This window comes from Vibrio cholerae ATCC 14035 (assembly GCF_000621645.1).
GTDB classification, from domain to species: Bacteria; Pseudomonadota; Gammaproteobacteria; order Enterobacterales; family Vibrionaceae; genus Vibrio; species Vibrio cholerae.
In genome coordinates, this window is sequence record NZ_KK211322.1 from 137190 (window position 1) to 153621 (window position 16432).

The 16432-nt window shown below is 46.1% G+C and carries 13 protein-coding genes and 2 tRNA genes; 11 read left to right on the forward strand and 4 right to left on the reverse strand.

Going from position 1 to position 16432, the window contains the following annotated elements; all coding sequences use genetic code 11:
* The first annotated feature begins 7 nt into the window (after window positions 1–7).
* Window positions 8–3127, forward strand: coding sequence for a multidrug efflux RND transporter permease subunit VexF (gene vexF, locus T411_RS0116315; protein ID WP_000494544.1), 3120 nt, complete (start codon window positions 8–10; stop codon window positions 3125–3127).
* 81 nt (window positions 3128–3208) lie between these two features.
* Here vexF and shyC read toward each other — a convergent pair whose 3' ends face one another.
* Entirely contained in the window at window positions 3209–4510 is a 1302-nt protein-coding gene (gene shyC / locus T411_RS0116320; RefSeq protein ID WP_000949650.1) for a peptidoglycan DD-endopeptidase ShyC, read from the reverse strand.
* A 130-nt stretch (window positions 4511–4640) separates the two neighbouring features.
* Between shyC and tyrS the strand changes: the two genes are divergently transcribed.
* Window positions 4641–5828: a tyrosine--tRNA ligase gene (tyrS, locus tag T411_RS0116325; RefSeq protein ID WP_000146472.1), complete on the forward strand. Its 1188-nt coding sequence runs from the start codon at window positions 4641–4643 to the stop codon at window positions 5826–5828.
* 67 nt (window positions 5829–5895) lie between these two features.
* Here tyrS and dacB read toward each other — a convergent pair whose 3' ends face one another.
* Both dacB and ompU read right to left on the reverse strand, forming a co-directional pair.
* Window positions 5896–7341 (reverse strand): serine-type D-Ala-D-Ala carboxypeptidase, encoded by a 1446-nt coding sequence (gene dacB / locus T411_RS0116330; RefSeq protein ID WP_000898882.1) that lies wholly within the window; start codon window positions 7339–7341, stop codon window positions 5896–5898.
* Window positions 7342–7438: 97 nt separating this feature from the next.
* On the reverse strand, window positions 7439–8464 hold the full coding sequence (gene ompU / locus T411_RS0116335; protein ID WP_001044324.1) for a porin OmpU: 1026 nt from the start codon (window positions 8462–8464) through the stop codon (window positions 7439–7441).
* A gap of 554 nt (window positions 8465–9018) precedes the next feature.
* Here ompU and greA point away from each other — a divergent pair.
* On the forward strand, window positions 9019–9492 hold the full coding sequence (gene greA, locus T411_RS0116340; protein WP_001883448.1) for a transcription elongation factor GreA: 474 nt from the start codon (window positions 9019–9021) through the stop codon (window positions 9490–9492).
* 76 nt (window positions 9493–9568) lie between these two features.
* Here greA and yhbY read toward each other — a convergent pair whose 3' ends face one another.
* Window positions 9569–9865 (reverse strand): ribosome assembly RNA-binding protein YhbY, encoded by a 297-nt coding sequence (gene yhbY, locus T411_RS0116345; protein ID WP_001054291.1) that lies wholly within the window; start codon window positions 9863–9865, stop codon window positions 9569–9571.
* A 119-nt stretch (window positions 9866–9984) separates the two neighbouring features.
* Here yhbY and rlmE point away from each other — a divergent pair, with 119 nt between their 5' ends.
* From rlmE to rimP, 8 genes are all read left to right on the forward strand, one after another.
* Window positions 9985–10614, forward strand: a complete 630-nt coding sequence (gene rlmE / locus T411_RS0116350) for a 23S rRNA (uridine(2552)-2'-O)-methyltransferase RlmE (protein ID WP_000043220.1) — start codon at window positions 9985–9987, stop codon at window positions 10612–10614.
* A gap of 109 nt (window positions 10615–10723) precedes the next feature.
* Window positions 10724–12670, forward strand: a complete 1947-nt coding sequence (gene ftsH / locus T411_RS0116355) for an ATP-dependent zinc metalloprotease FtsH (RefSeq protein ID WP_001107450.1) — start codon at window positions 10724–10726, stop codon at window positions 12668–12670.
* Between the two features lie 66 nt (window positions 12671–12736).
* Entirely contained in the window at window positions 12737–13573 is an 837-nt protein-coding gene (folP, locus tag T411_RS0116360) for a dihydropteroate synthase (protein ID WP_000913082.1), read from the forward strand.
* Between the two features lie 25 nt (window positions 13574–13598).
* Complete coding sequence (gene glmM / locus T411_RS0116365; RefSeq protein WP_001281061.1) at window positions 13599–14939, forward strand: phosphoglucosamine mutase; 1341 nt, start codon at window positions 13599–13601, stop codon at window positions 14937–14939.
* A gap of 256 nt (window positions 14940–15195) precedes the next feature.
* Window positions 15196–15531, forward strand: a complete 336-nt coding sequence (secG, locus tag T411_RS0116370; RefSeq protein WP_000495557.1) for a preprotein translocase subunit SecG — start codon at window positions 15196–15198, stop codon at window positions 15529–15531.
* A 7-nt stretch (window positions 15532–15538) separates the two neighbouring features.
* A tRNA-Leu gene (locus T411_RS0116375) sits at window positions 15539–15622 on the forward strand.
* Between the two features lie 53 nt (window positions 15623–15675).
* Window positions 15676–15752, forward strand: a tRNA-Met gene (locus T411_RS0116380).
* 209 nt (window positions 15753–15961) lie between these two features.
* Window positions 15962–16417 carry a ribosome maturation factor RimP gene (gene rimP / locus T411_RS0116385; RefSeq protein WP_000147148.1) on the forward strand — a complete coding sequence of 152 codons (456 nt, stop codon included), beginning with the start codon at window positions 15962–15964 and terminating at the stop codon, window positions 16415–16417.
* Window positions 16418–16432 lie beyond the last annotated feature (15 nt).

Genomic DNA, 16432 nt, shown 5'->3' on the forward strand with positions numbered 1-16432 from the left:
CCGCACCATGTTCACTCTGATTGATGCGGCGCTGTCTCGTACGCGCACCATGTTGACCTTACTGGTGTTCATTTTGGTTGCGGGTGTGGCGACTTACCTGACCATTCCCAAAGAATCGAGCCCCGATGTCACCATTCCTATCATCTACGTTTCGGTGAGCCACCAAGGTATTTCTCCCAGTGATGCGGAAAGATTGATTGTTCGTCCTCTTGAGCAGGAAATGCGCTCGATTGAAGGGGTGAAAGAGATGACGGCCACCGCGTCAGAAGGGCATGCTTCTGTTGTGCTGGAATTCAATGTAGGCGTCGATTTAGCCAAAGCGATGGCCGATGTGCGTGATGCGGTCGATTTGGCTAAACCCAAATTACCGGCGGACAGTGATGAGCCGACGGTGAATGAAGTGACGCTGGCGGCGGAACAGCCTGTTTTATCTGTTGTGCTCTACGGTACAGTACCGGAGCGAACGACAGTTCTGATAGCCCGTCAATTACGCGATAAATTGGAAAGCTTTCGACAGATCTTGTCTGTTGATATCGCAGGGGATCGTGAAGAGATTGTGGAAATCATCGTTGATCCACTGCTTATGGAGAGCTATGGACTGGATCAAAGCGACATCTACAATCTGATTGCACTCAATAACCGAGTGGTCGCCGCCGGATTTGTCGATACCGGTTATGGCCGCTTTTCGGTCAAAGTGCCTTCCGTGTTTGAATCACTGAAGGATGTACTAGAGCTGCCGATTAAAGTCGAAGGTAAGCAAGTGATTACGTTCGGTGATGTGGCTACAGTACGCAAATCTTTCCGTGATCCTGAGAGCTTCGCTCGCTTAGATGGTAAACCCGCCATTGTTTTGGATATCAAAAAACGTTCTGGTGAGAACATTATTGAAACCGTTGAGCTAGTCAAAGCGGTGTTAGGCGAAGCTCAAGCTCGTGATGATTGGCCTAATAATTTATTGGTGAAAACGATTTGGGATGAGTCGGAAGATGTCAAACTCATGCTCAATGATCTACAAAACAATATTCTGTCCGCCATCATTCTCGTAGTGGTGGTTATCATTGCGATTCTGGGCGTACGCACTTCGCTATTGGTTGGGGTTTCGATTCCTGGATCTTTTTTGACTGGGTTATTGGTACTGGCCGTTTTCGGTCTGACGGTCAATATCGTTGTGCTGTTTGCTCTTATCATGGCTGTTGGCATGCTGGTGGATGGCGCAATCGTGGTGACTGAATTTGCGGATCGACGTATGCAAGAGGGAATGCATCGAAGTGAAGCCTATCGTGATGCGGCGAAACGTATGGCTTGGCCAATCACCGCCTCTACCGCGACCACGTTGGCCGCTTTTGCCCCACTGCTGTTTTGGCCAGATGTCACTGGCGAATTCATGAAATACCTTCCGCTGACTTTAATGGCGACGCTCACTGCCTCTTTAGTGATGGCGTTGCTCTTTGTTCCGGTATTGGGAAGTTTGTTTGGTCGTCCGCAGAAAGTGACCCAAGCCAATCAAGCGCGGATGGTGGCGCTGCACAATGGTGATTTTTCACAAGCGACGGGGATCACCAAAGCCTATTACAGCACGCTTGCCATAGCGATTCGCCACCCGATCAAAATTTTGTGCGGTGCGCTGCTGATGTCTGCGGCGATTGCGTTTGCTTATGGCAAAGCAGGGTTAGGTGCAGAGTTTTTTCCTGAAGTTGATCCGCCCTTTTTCTCGGTCAAAGTGCGCTCTTATGGCGATCTGTCGCTGAATGAAAAAGATCGTATCATGAGTGATATTGAACAGGTGATGTTAGGCCACGATGAGTTTGAAAGTGTCTATACCCGTACGGGGGGCGATGATGAAATCGGCGTCGTACAGATAACCCCCGTTGATTGGCAATATCGTCGCAGTGTTAAAGCGATTATTGAGGAACTGGAGCAAGTCACCGATACCTTCCCAGGGGTTGAAATCGAATACAAATTTCCAGACGCAGGGCCCCCTGTTGAGCATGATCTGGAGATTGAAATTTCAGCTCGCGTTGCTGACGATCTCGATAAAGCCGCTCAGCAAGTGAGGTTATGGGCAGAGGCCAATCCGGCACTGACCAATTTAAGCGATAATGGCAGCAAGCCGGGGATTGATTGGAAAATTGATATTCGACGTGATGATGCATCACGTTTTGCGGCCGATGCTACTTTGGTGGGCAATACCGTACAGTTTGTGACAAATGGCCTCAAAATTGGCGATTATCTTCCCGATGACAGCGATGAAGAAGTCGATATTTTGGTACGTTATCCGAGTGAATATCGCGATATTGGACGTTTTGACCAACTACGCGTAAAAACCGCGCAAGGTTTAGTGCCACTCACTAATTTTGCGCAAATTATTCCAGAGCAAAAGCAGGATACGATTCATCGGGTGGATGGTCGACGGGTAATTAGCGTGATGGCCGATCTCAAGGAAGGGTACAACCTAGCGCTAGAACTCCCAGCCATTGAACAGGCACTACGTGAGCTCAATTTACCGAGTAGTGTGGAGTTTCGTATCCGTGGTCAAAACGAGGAGCAAGAGCATTCTGCGGTTTTCCTCGAAAAAGCGTTTATGGTTGCACTCGCGGCGATGGCGATCATTTTGATCACCCAGTTCAATAGTTTCTATCAAGCCTTCCTGATTTTGACCGCGGTGATTTTCTCTACCGTAGGGGTTTTTGCTGGATTGCTGATTTTCCAAAAACCGTTTGGCATCATCATGTCTGGCATCGGGGTGATTGCTCTGGCAGGGATTGTGGTGAACAACAATATCGTATTGATTGATACCTATAATCAATTGCTTAAGCGTGGTTTGAGCCGAGAAGAAGCGATACTGCGCACGGGAGTGCAGCGTTTGCGCCCAGTGCTGCTGACGACGGTGACGACGATTTTAGGTTTGCTGCCCATGGTGCTTGAGATGAATATCGACATCATCAATCAGAAAATTGAGTTTGGAGCACCGAGTACCCAGTGGTGGTCACAGTTGGCGACGGCGGTGGCCGGAGGATTAGCCTTTGCTACGGTACTGACCTTAGTGCTTACCCCTTGCTTGCTCATGTTAGGGCGGCGTAGAAAAGGGGTAAGTGAAGACGAAGCTCCTCAAGATGCGCAGAGTTAAATATGTCATAGCGACAGAGTGAATGTTGATAAAAGTTAGGCCAGCAATTGCTGGCCTAACTTTTTGTCCGCCACGAGATGATTATTGATTGGCATACAGTAACTGGCTGTAACGCTCAAGCTTTTCCATTCGTTGCTTCGCATTCGCAATAAAGGTCTCTTTTGCTTTACCAGTCAGTGACTGTGCTTGTGGTAATTCAACCGTGCGTGGGTTTTTGTGGATGCCATTAACCAAGAATTCATAGTGTAAGTGAGGGCCGGTAACTCGTCCTGTGCCCCCCAATGTACCAATAGTCTGGCCTTGTTTTACTCGCTCTCCGGTTTTAACTAGGCGGCGCTGTAAATGTAGGTACTTGGTAATGTAGGTATTGCTATGGCGAATGTAGACATAGTTACCATTAAATTGGTTATAGCTGGATTTCTCAACCACACCATCACCCGCAGCCCAAATCGGTGTTCCTACTGGTGCCACATAGTCAGTACCACGGTGAGCTTTAATTTGCCCGGTCACTGGATGGAGTCGGCGAGGATTAAAGTTAGAAGAGACGCGACGAAAATCGAGCGGCGAACGCAAGAAGGCCTTTTTCATCGCACGGCCATTCTGATCGTAATAGTTACCTGTATTGTCATCCAAAATCGCAGTAAAGGTTGAACCTTGGTTGATAAAAGTGGCAGCAATAATATTACCGCGACCAATCACAGAGCCTTCGACGATTTTTTCTTGGTAGAGCAATTTGAATTGATCGCCTTCGCGAATATCGAGCGCGAAGTCGATATCCCAGCCAAACATATTGGCTAACTCAATGATCTGGTTAGCACTTAACCCTGCGGTGACACCCGCATTCCAGAAATTAGAGGTGATTTTGGCTTCGGCATAATTGAGTTGGAAGGTGACTTCTTTCTTATCAAACTCAGAGGTAAAACCAGAATCTGAACGGGTTACCACAAAGGTTTCATAAGGGCTAATGGTGCGTTTTAATTGAACTAATTGATTATCTTTGTCAAAGCCAAATTTCAGCTCGTCTTTAGGCATTAACTTCGACAGTTGATTGTTGATATCGCTATTGCTTGAGGTCAATTCGTAGAGCACGCGTGATGAGAGTCCTGCTCGCTGGAAGAGTAAGGCGGCACTCTCACCGTTGGCAACTTGGTAGGTTTCCCAGCGCAGCATAACAGAGGGCGGAGCGATCACTTCTTCCTCTGGTGTGGAGACCAGTTGGTTATCGAGAGTGACGGGATAGTGGCGTCCTACTTCTCGCTGAGCATCCGGTTTACGTAAATCTTCAGAATTGGGCAGAAAAAAAATGGCGAAGACAATAATGGCGCTAAACGCGGTGATTAACACTCGATGCAGCCAAGGAAGACGATTGAAAAGAGAAAGCATGTTCAGTTCAAATTCATTTAATTATTAACAAAATCGCTGTCGGGTAGTCTAACTGGTTTCAAAATGCATCGCTATTCAAGTAATATGTCCCACTATCATATTTTTGCCAAATCTGTGGGAGTGAACAAGAATGGCGAGTATTGAAGCCGCTTTAGCCGAGATTAAACGTGGTGTTGAAGAGCTGATCCCCGAAGAAGAGCTCATTGCCAAACTCAAAGAAAATCGTCCGCTACGAATTAAGTTGGGGGCGGATCCAACGGCTCCGGATATCCATCTAGGCCACACGGTAATCCTCAATAAGCTTCGTACTTTCCAGGATTTAGGTCATGACGTGACATTTTTGATTGGTGACTTTACTGGAATGGTGGGGGATCCAACAGGAAAAAACACCACACGCCCACCTTTGACGCGCGAAGATGTATTGCGTAACGCGGAAACGTACAAGCAGCAAGTGTTCAAGATCCTCGATCCTGCCAAAACCAAGATCCAATTTAACTCAGAGTGGTTGTCAAAACTGGGAGCGGAAGGGATGATCCGTCTGGCTTCAAACCAGACCGTCGCTCGTATGTTAGAACGTGATGACTTTAAAAAGCGTTACAACAATGGTCAGCCGATTGCGATTCACGAGTTTATGTACCCATTGCTACAAGGCTACGACTCTGTTGCGATGGAGACGGATGTTGAGCTAGGCGGTACTGACCAGAAGTTTAACTTGCTGATGGGGCGTGAGCTACAAAAAGCCAACGGCCAAAAACCACAAGTGGTATTGATGATGCCTCTGCTGGTGGGATTGGATGGCGAGAAGAAAATGTCCAAATCAGCGCATAACTATATTGGTGTGAGCGAAGCGCCGAGCGAAATGTTCGGTAAAATCATGTCAATTTCTGATGATTTGATGTGGAGCTACTACGAGCTGCTCTCTTTCCGTCCGTTAGAAGAAGTGGCCCAATTCAAAGCAGAGGTTGCTAATGGTGCTAACCCGCGTGATATCAAGATTTTGCTAGCAAAAGAGATCATCGCTCGTTTCCATTCTCAAGCCGACGCTGATGCAGCAGAACAAGAGTTCATCAACCGTTTCCAAAAAGGGGCGATGCCTGAGGAAATGCCAGAGTTTGAATTCGAGTCTGGAATCGCTATCTCCAATCTGCTTAAAGAGGCGGGACTTGTGGCTTCTACTTCTGATGCACTGCGCATGATTAAACAAGGTGCGGTGAAGCTTGATGGCGAGAAGTTAGAAGATGCGAAGCTGATTCCTGCTTGTGGTACATCGGTTTACCAAGTGGGTAAGCGTAAGTTCGCTCGAGTGACCATCAAGTAATGGTTTTCAAACCTGAGCTAAAAATAAATAAAAAGCGCCAAACGGCGCTTTTTATTTTTCAGGTAGCCTAGTTTGGCTTAGATGCCAAACGATTAAACTGAATAAGCTCTTGATAGAGCTGAGTTTCAAACTGGATAATCGGCGGCTCAACCGCTACCTCAGGATTGGATCTCGGAGGGAAATAGTCGGTGACGAATTGAACAAACAGAGTCTTAGGGCGCTGATTTTCGTCCATCACAAAGCCCGCCATATTGTAAGTGCCATAAAGTGAACCACTTTTCGCTTTAATTTGGCCACTGATTTGCGGCGCACGCATACTGCGTCGATATTGCAAAGTGCCCGATTCTCCCGCTGAAGGCAGCATAGCAATTAAACCAAGCTCAGCTTCGTGCTGATAAAGGTAGCGAAGAGTTTCCAGCATCACTTGTGGACGCATCCGGTTATTACGTGAAAGGCCAGAGCCATCGGCGAGCTGAGTATCTTCTAATGAAATGCCCGTGCGCGAGTAAAAAATCTGTTTAATGGCTTGTGTTCCGTTGGTAAAGCTACCGGGTTGAGAGTAAAAACGGTGTCCCAAGGCTTTGGTCAAGGTATCGGCGATCAGGTTGTCGGACTCTTGCAACATGGTTTTCAGTAACACAGGCAGCGGCTGGGAGTGATGAGAAGCGATTTTCTGCGCTTGTTTGGTATTTGCTTTACCGACTTTTATCTTCCCTTTGAGCTCGATGTTTAGCTGGCTGAGGAGACGATAGACCACTCGCTGGGTGTAGATCCCAGTATCTTGCACCGCAAATTTTAGTGGTAAGGGTTTGTCTCGTAGGGCTAAACAGCCATCCAGCGTATAGTGATTCTCAGGCGTTGCCGTCAGTTCTAAGTCACACAGTAAACTCTCTTGTTCGCTCTGTGTCACGCTGATGGCTTGCGACTGAACATGCACAGGGTAGTGCTCTGGTACATAAACGCGCGTTTTACCTTGTGGTTCGGTATAAATAGACGCCTGGATACAGTTAGCATCGAGGTTGATGGCACTGGCTGGGGCGCTATAGCAGACGCCTAAAATATCCCATGGCCAGCCTACCGCACGCTCATATCCACTAAATACACTATTATCCAGCCACAAATCGCCCTCAATCCTACCGCCACTTTGCGCTTTCATCGCTTTGAGCAATGTCGTTAAATCTGCGGTGGTCAGGGTGGGGTCGCCTGAAAAGCGAATGATCCAATCTTGCCCTGAACGCATTAAATCAGTGTGAAAGCGAAACTTATCACCCAGTTCTAATTTTGCGGCGAGTGCCGTCAAAATCTTCTGGGTGCTAGCGGGGGGATAGTACAGATGAGTATTGAGTTCGAGAGTGTTCTGCTGTAATGCGACATCTTCAATCAATAGGCTATAACGTGCCCCTTGAGGAAGTTTAGTCGTTGCGGCAGTCAATGGTGTTTGTGCGTAAATCGGAGAGGCTATTAGAAAACCGCTAATAGAGAGTAACCAAACAGGTATGAAGCGAAAAAGCATAGCAATAACATCCACCAAGAAACGTTGCTGCAGTATAACGAGATAGAAAAACGCCTGCTAGTGAGCAGGCGTTTGGCGTGTGACCTGAAGTCAACAATTAGAAGTCGTAACGTAGACCGATAGCCAGTTCGTCTTCTGATGCTACTTTACTAGCTTTGTCTGAATCTAGCAGATTGAACTGGTAAGAGATGTAAGAGCGGAAGTTTGGCTTGAAGTAGTAAGTTGCGTCGATAGCAAAATTATCTGCTGAAGTTTTTTTCGCTGTTTCTGCATTGTTGTATGTCGCAGTAAACGCAGCTTGACCTAGTTTGTAACCAGCAGCTAGCTCGTAGCCAGTGTAGTCAACGTCTTTCGCTAGCTCACCGTCAGTGAACAGTCCTGCGAAGTACAGGTTTTCCATGCGGTAAGAAGCGGCTAGCATGTATTCGTTTTGATCGTCTTGATCTGCGTAGCCAGCACCTACGTTAAAGCCAGTGTCACCGAAAGTGTAGATAGCAGACAGAGAGTAACCATCTTCACCGTTGTCAGAGTACTTGGCAGCGTTTGTTTCAGTTACAACATTACCCATTGCGTCAACAGCGTTACGGTCAGCAAAACGGTAGCTTGCTTTTACGCCTAGGTCACCAAATTGGCCTTTGTAAGCCAGCATGTTGTCAACACGGTCTGCTACAGCAATTTTTTCTGCGGCTGTGTTACCGTGGTAAGACATGATATCGGTGAAGTCAGTGATTACGCCCAATGCGCCATCGTTTTTACCGTAAGTCACTTCACCGTAAGTGCCACCGATACCAGCGTAGGTATAACGGTTGTCTAGGCTGTTGTTAGACGCGTTTTTACCTTGATCATTAGTAGTAAACTCGCCTTCGTAGAAACCAACACCGTATAGGCTGTCATTGATTTCTGCTTTACCCAAGAAGTTTAGACGTACGCGAGAGTTGTCTTGTGCCTTACCATCTTTCAGAGATAGGCGAGCTTCAGCACGGCCACCAACTTCTAGAGAAGTACCTTTCGCGCTGTAAACGGTTGAACCTGCTTTGTCACCGCTTTGGTTGATTCCGTCAGCGTAAGCGCCAGTAGCCACTGCAGCAGCTGATACAGCAAGAGCAATCAGAGTCTTGTTCATCTTATTAAGTCCTAATTTATTGTCCATAAATTTGATTTTTGTGCGACGTAAGCCACGTCAATCGAAATAGGTGATGCATCAAGCTTCATTGGTCATTGTTGTGTTCAACCATAAAGCATAAAGATTTGATGGCTCAGCCATTTTCGTGGCTATTTTTTTACTCCCAAAGTTCCGCTATCAGTTAGTAAAATGATATAAATCCAACTTATGAACACTGTTTTATTGTTGGTAAAAATTTATCAAGTTATTGTTTTTAAATGATTTTAATGTTTGTTGGTAAGTGTTTTTTTTAATTTAATTTGTTGTATTTTTTATTTTTTTTTATCGAGATTGAGCAAAATGCACGCAATCTAATTGTGCTAAAGATCACATATAAAAAGCGAAAATGGGGATTCAACTAAATTCGCCTCGCAAATCTTGAATTTGGATGATTTAGCTCTTAACTTTGTTTACACTTTTGAGTAATCCAAATGGTTCAACCCTAACCCGACCCGATTTAGGATGTTGGGAAATTTTTTATTGTCCAAAGAAACACTTTGGCGCAGAGGTAAATGATGGAAAAAGTTCCAATGACAGCGCGTGGTGAAAAGCTACTGCGTGAAGAACTCGATAGACTATTAAAGCTCAGACCTAAAATTACAGAAGCGATTGCCGAAGCTCGTGAGCTTGGCGATTTGAAAGAGAATGCGGAATACCATGCTGCACGTGAAGAGCAGGGGATCTGTGAAGCGCAAATTCGTGATATCGAATACAAGCTATCAGTGGCGCAGGTTATTGATGTCACTAAGATGGAAAACAGTGGCAAAGTCATTTTTGGTGCCACGGTGACGGTGATTGATGTCAACAGCGACGAAGAGAAGACTTACCAAATCGTTGGTGATGATGAAGCGGATATCAAATCAGGTCGTATTTCAGTCAATTCGCCGATTGCTCGTGGTTTGATTGGTAAATTTGAAGGCGATGAAGTCTCGATTGCGACTCCAGGGGGCAATAAGGTCTTTGAAATTGATCGCGTGGAATATCTATAGCTTCGCAAATTAGCCAATCATTTTAGGAAAAAGTAAAAAAGGTCGCAGTCGCGACCTTTTTTCATCCATTGGCTGATTATTTGCGTGGCAATTCGATTTTGCGTTGCTGAGACTGGCGATAAAGTACTAGGACTTTACCAATTACCTGTACTTTCTCGGCACCAGTTTCGCGAACAATTGCGTCAACGATCAATTGCTTAGTTTCACGATCTTCAGAAACGACTTTCACTTTAATCAGTTCATGGTGATCGAGCGCAATTTCGATTTCCGCCAGCACAGCTTCTGTGAGTCCGTTAGCTCCCATCAACACAACAGGTTTTAAGTTGTGTGCCAAGCCTTTCAGATGCTGCTTTTGTTTGTTGCTTAGGTTCATTACGCGGCCAAATTTATTTAATATTAGGGTTGAAAACCGTCATTTTAACGCCATCTATGCTAGAAGACTATATTTTCTACCAGACTTTCTTGGATAGTGGTGACTTAGTTAGGAACAAAATGAGTAAACAGAAACACTCGGCCAGCTCAACTCGCTGGTTAAAAGAGCATTTTGACGACAAATATGTTAACGAAGCAAAGAAGAAAGGCTATCGTTCACGTGCTATCTTCAAAATAGAAGAGATCCAAAACAAAGATAAACTACTAAAAGCTGGTATGACAGTTGTCGATCTTGGCGCTGCACCTGGTGGATGGTCGCAATTTGCGGCCAAAGTAGTTGGCGAAGGTGGGCGTGTTATTGCATGTGACCTTTTACCTATGGAGTCGATTGCGGGGGTGTCTTTCTTGCAAGGTGATTTCCGTGAGGAAGCGGTGCTCAATGCATTGCTCGATCGAATCCAGCCAGATATGGTTGATGTAGTGATGTCTGATATGGCACCTAATATGGCGGGTAACTTGTCCGTCGATCAGCCTCGCGCCATGTATCTTGTCGAATTGGCACTGGATATGTGTCGACAAGTTCTGGCTCCCAATGGTAGTTTTGTGGTGAAAGTGTTTCAAGGAGAAGGCTTTGATGATTATGTCAAAGCAGTAAGAGACCTGTTTAAAGTGGTTAAAATCCGTAAACCGGACTCCTCTCGATCACGTTCACGAGAAGTTTTTATCGTAGCGACTGGTTACAAAGGTTAACTATTTCACTATTTGGTGCCTAAGTAGACCCTATAGCCGCTAGCTACAAACTGTAGTACCCTACCTTTTAATTACAATTAGTTATCGCGAGGCTTACACCTTGAGTGACATGGCAAAAAATTTAATCCTGTGGCTTGTGATTGCTGTCGTTTTGATGTCTGTATTCCAGAGCTTCGGCCCCGGTGAGAATAACGGCAGAGCAGTCGACTACACCACATTTGTAAAGGAAGTTGGTCAAGGCCAGATTCAGGAAGCTCAATTCAACAACGGTGAAATTACTTTCATGCGTCGTGGAGGCGGCAGCCGTTATGTAACTTACATGCCGGTTTATGATCAAAAGCTCCTCGATGACTTGATCAATCAAGACGTGAAAGTACAAGGTACGCCTCCTGAAGAGCAAAGCTTGCTGGGTACCATTTTCATCTCTTGGTTCCCAATGATTCTATTGATTGGGGTTTGGATCTTCTTCATGCGTCAAATGCAAGGTGGCGGTGGCAAAGGTGCCATGTCATTTGGTAAGAGCAAAGCGCGTATGATGAGTGAAGACCAGATAAAAACCACTTTCAGCGACGTTGCGGGCTGTGATGAAGCAAAAGAAGATGTGAAAGAACTGGTCGATTACCTGCGCGATCCGAGCCGCTTCCAAAAGCTGGGTGGTAAGATCCCAACGGGTGTACTCATGGTTGGTCCTCCTGGTACAGGTAAAACCTTGCTTGCCAAAGCGATTGCTGGTGAAGCTAAAGTGCCATTCTTTACTATCTCTGGTTCGGATTTCGTTGAAATGTTTGTCGGTGTCGGTGCATCTCGTGTGCGTGACATGTTCGAACAAGCGAAGAAAGCCTCTCCATGTATTATTTTCATTGATGAAATTGATGCAGTGGGTCGTCAGCGTGGCGCGGGTGTTGGTGGTGGTCACGATGAACGTGAGCAGACACTAAACCAAATGCTGGTTGAGATGGATGGTTTTGAAGGCAATGAAGGCATTATTGTCATCGCGGCAACCAACCGTCCTGACGTGTTGGACCCAGCATTGCTGCGTCCGGGACGTTTTGACCGTCAAGTCGTGGTAGGCCTGCCAGATGTGCGTGGTCGTGAGCAAATTCTTAAAGTGCATATGCGCAAAGTGCCTCTGGCGAATGATGTAGAGCCATCATTGATTGCGCGTGGTACTCCTGGATTCTCTGGTGCGGATTTAGCGAACTTAGTTAACGAAGCGGCGCTGTTTGCTGCTCGTGGCAACAAGCGCAACGTCTCTATGGTTGAGTTTGAACTTGCAAAAGACAAAATCATGATGGGTGCAGAGCGCCGTTCAATGGTGATGTCTGAAGAGATAAAAGAGTCTACCGCTTATCATGAGGCTGGTCATGCGGTAGTAGGTCGCCTTGTACCTGAGCATGATCCGGTTTACAAAGTGTCGATCATTCCTCGCGGTCGTGCATTGGGTGTCACCATGTACTTGCCTGAGCAAGATCGCGTGAGTATGTCTAAACAGCATCTGGAATCAATGATCTCTAGCTTGTACGGCGGTCGTCTTGCTGAAGAGTTGATTTACGGCAAAGAGAAAGTTTCAACAGGCGCATCAAACGATATCGAGCGTGCAACAGAAATTGCTCGTAAGATGGTGACCCAATGGGGCTTCTCTGAAAAGCTAGGCCCTATGTTGTATGCGGAAGATGAAGGTGAAGTGTTCCTTGGGCGCAGTGTGACACAGACGAAACACATGTCTGATGACACCGCGAAGCTGATTGATGACGAAGTGCGTCAAATCATTGATCGTAACTACGAACGAGCTCGCCAAATCATTATGGATAATATGGATATCATGCATGCGATGAAAGATGCATTGATGAAGTATGAAACTATCGATGCAGGTCAGATTGATGACTTGATGGCGCGTAAGCCTGTGATTCGTGAACCAGCAGGTTGGGGTGAACAATCGAAAACTCCGTCTGCACCTGAAGTAAAAGCTGAGCCTGAAGCTAAGGCGGAAGAATCTACAGCAGAGACTGCTTCATCGGATGTCGCGACAGCAAGCGAGAAAAAAGACGCTGAATAACATCACTTTTAACTTTAAACCCCGACTTGTTCGGGGTTTTGTGTTTGCAGGGAATATATTTTTAGAATGCTGAAAATCAGTCATGCCGATAAGCAGCTTGAGCTGCATTCACCCGTTGTGATGGGTATCTTAAATACTACGCCAGATTCCTTTTCCGATGGCGGCCGTTACGTTGACCTTGATGTCGCGTTGGCAAGAGCACAGCAAATGATCGACCTTGGCGTCGCGATTATTGATATTGGCGGTGAGTCAACTCGACCAGGCGCTCCTGATGTTGCTTTAGAAGAGGAATTACAGCGCGTCATCCCACTTATCAAAGCGATTCGAAAACAGAATGCTGAGGTATGGATTTCGATTGATACCAGCAAAGCGGAAGTGATGCGCCAAGCATTAGCTGCGGGAGCCGATCTGATTAATGATGTGCGTGCTTTGCAAGAGCCGGGAGCTCTTGAAGTAGCAGCGCAGGCTCAAGTCCCGGTTTGTATTATGCATATGCAAGGTCAGCCGCGGACGATGCAAGCTAACCCACACTACTACAATATTATTGAAGAGGTTTGCCAGTTTTTAGCTGAGCGAATTGCACAATGCGAAGCTGCGGGTATTAAGCGTGAGAATATTATCTTAGATCCCGGTTTTGGTTTTGGAAAATCGGTGCAACACAATTATCATTTGCTCGCCCATTTAGAACAGTTTCATCGTTTTGGATTGCCAGTTTTAGCTGGAATGTCACGTAAATCAATGATTTTTAAAACACTGAATAAGCAACCAGCTGAATGTGTGGCAGGAAGCGTTGCGTGTGCCACATTGGCTGCGCAAAAAGGCGCACAAATTATCCGTGTTCATGATGTAGAGCAGACCATTGATGCACTCAAAATGGTGCAGATGATGCATAACAATTTGTAAAAACAATAATGTAAAGGAAACACAAATGTCTGATAAGAGACGTTATTTTGGCACTGATGGGGTTCGTGGCAAAGTTGGCCAGTACCCAATTACTCCTGATTTTGTACTTAAGCTTGGCTGGGCGGCTGGACGTGTACTGGCAAAACAAGGCACGAGAAAAGTCATTATTGGTAAAGATACCCGTATTTCTGGCTATATGTTGGAGTCTGCACTGGAAGCTGGGCTTGCAGCGGCAGGATTAAAAGCGACCTTCACCGGACCAATGCCAACGCCAGCTGTGGCCTATCTTACCCAAACGTTTCGTGCAGAAGCGGGGATTGTTATTTCTGCATCGCACAACCCTTACTACGATAACGGCATTAAGTTCTTCTCTTATGAAGGAGCCAAACTGCCGGATGACATTGAGTTAGCGATTGAAGCTGAGTTAGATAAAGACATTGAATGTGTTGAATCGGCTGAGCTTGGTAAAGCTTCACGCATGGTGGATGCGGCGGGGCGTTACATCGAATTTTGTAAAAGCACTTTCCCTTCAAAACTCAGTCTATCTGGTTTGAAGCTTGTTGTGGATTGTGCCAATGGTGCCACATACCACATTGCGCCCAATGTTTTCCGTGAGTTGGGAGCGGAAGTCATTGCGATGGGCGTTGAGCCTAATGGTTTGAATATCAATGACCAAGTCGGTGCAACCGACGTTCGCGCACTGCAAAAACGCGTTGTTGAAGAGCATGCTCATCTTGGCCTTGCTTTCGATGGTGACGGCGACCGCATCATCATGGTTGATCACCTAGGTAATAAAGTCGATGGTGACCAAATCGCTTACATTATTGCCCGTGATGCACTGCGCCGTGGCGAGCTCAAAGGTGGCGTTGTTGGGACATTGATGACGAACCTTGGCATGGAGAATGGACTTAAACAGTTGGGCATTCCATTTGTACGCGCTGCGGTCGGTGATCGCTATGTTATGGAAAAACTTCTAGAGAAAGGCTGGAAGATTGGTGCGGAAAATTCAGGTCACGTCATCTTACTCGATAAAGTGACTACGGGGGATGCGATTGTCGCTGGCCTACAAGTGCTGGCTTCAGTAGTGGGTAGTGAAATGACCCTGCATGAATTAGCGAAAGGTATGACGCTTTACCCACAAGTGTTGGAGAATGTCCGTTTTGCAGGAGATAACAATCCACTTGAAGCGGATGCGGTGAAAGCGGCGGTATCTGAGGTTGAAGCTGAGCTAGGTTCGAAAGGCCGTGTATTACTGCGCAAATCGGGTACAGAACCTCTGATCCGTGTGATGGTGGAAGGGGAAGATGAAACCTTAGTGAAGCAATCTGCATTAAAAATTGCTCAAGCTGTAAAAGATAACTGCTAATTTGGGCGCTGGTTTCTACAATTCCTAGCTGATTGATTTCGCGCTAGGAATTGTAGAAATGCTCGAAAAAACGCTGTTGTGCGAGTTTTTTGAGCGATCAAATCGTAAAGTGATTTTTTTTAGAAAATACCTCTTGTCAGTCTCGGAACCATTCGTTAGTATTGCGTCCGCTTTCGGAGAGAAAGGTCGCTGGCCTTGTTCGAGTCTGATGATACGAACGGCGCTAGCTCAACAAATATGAACATAGGTGGAAGTAATGTTTACAGTTCTACTTGTGATTTACCTGTTGGCAGCGGTTGCTATCATTGGCCTAGTGTTGATTCAACAAGGTAAAGGCGCAGACATGGGAGCCTCATTCGGTGCTGGCGCGTCAAACACAGTGTTTGGTGCTAGCGGCTCAGGTAACTTCCTAACCCGAATGACTGCGATTTTCGCAACAGTATTTTTTGTTATCAGTCTTGTGCTTGGCAATATGTCAACTCACAAAACTGAATCACAATGGGTTGACCCTTCACAAGGTCAAGTGATTCAGCAAGCTGGTGACTCAGTGAGTGAAGCGCCTGCTAAAAGTAGTGACGAAATTCCTCAATAAAAGATATGCCGAGATGGTGAAATTGGTAGACACACTAGCATGAGGTGCTAGCGCCTTAGGTGTGAGGGTTCGAGTCCCTCTCTCGGCACCATATTTACAAACTTGTAAATCATCTTGTTGAGCGTATAATGCTCGCAAGTCGGACGCGGGGTGGAGCAGCTTGGTAGCTCGTCGGGCTCATAACCCGAAGGTCGTTGGTTCAAATCCGGCCCCCGCAACCAATCTCTCTTAACGATTAGAGAGACAAGTTTGGCAGTGTTAACCTCACTGCAGTTGAGAAGCGATTCTCAATTTATCAGGGTCCAGCAATAAAAAACCCCGACTTAATCGGGGTTTTTTATTATCTAAATTTCCTTTTTAAGGGTTTTAGGTATTTGCTTGGTATTTAAATTGGGCTCTAAGCCCTTTTTTTGTTTCTGGAGTGGTTTAGATGACTGGTTTAGAAAGACAACTTACTGAAATGCTTGAAGCTCCGGTGGTTGCTGCAGGTTACGAGTTGGTTGGATTAGAGTTCGTCCGTGCAGGGCAACATTCCACACTACGTATCTTTATTGATCACGAAAACGGTATCACAGTGGAAGACTGCGCAGAAGTAAGTCGCCAAGTGAGTGCTGTTTTGGATGTTGAAGACCCTATTTCGGTCGTTTACAACCTCGAAGTGTCTTCTCCTGGTCTAGAAAGACCACTCTTTAAAGCAGCACATTACGAGCAGTTTATTGGTCACGAGGTCAGCATCGTTTTGAAGATGGCTGTTGGCAACCGTCGCAAGTGGAAAGGGGTCATCCAATCAATTGATGGTGAAACCGTAGCCGTGATGGTTGATGGGCAAGAAGAACACTTTGCCTTAAGCAACATTTCAAAAGCTAACCTGATCCCTAAATTTTAAGTCTTTGAGGCTAGA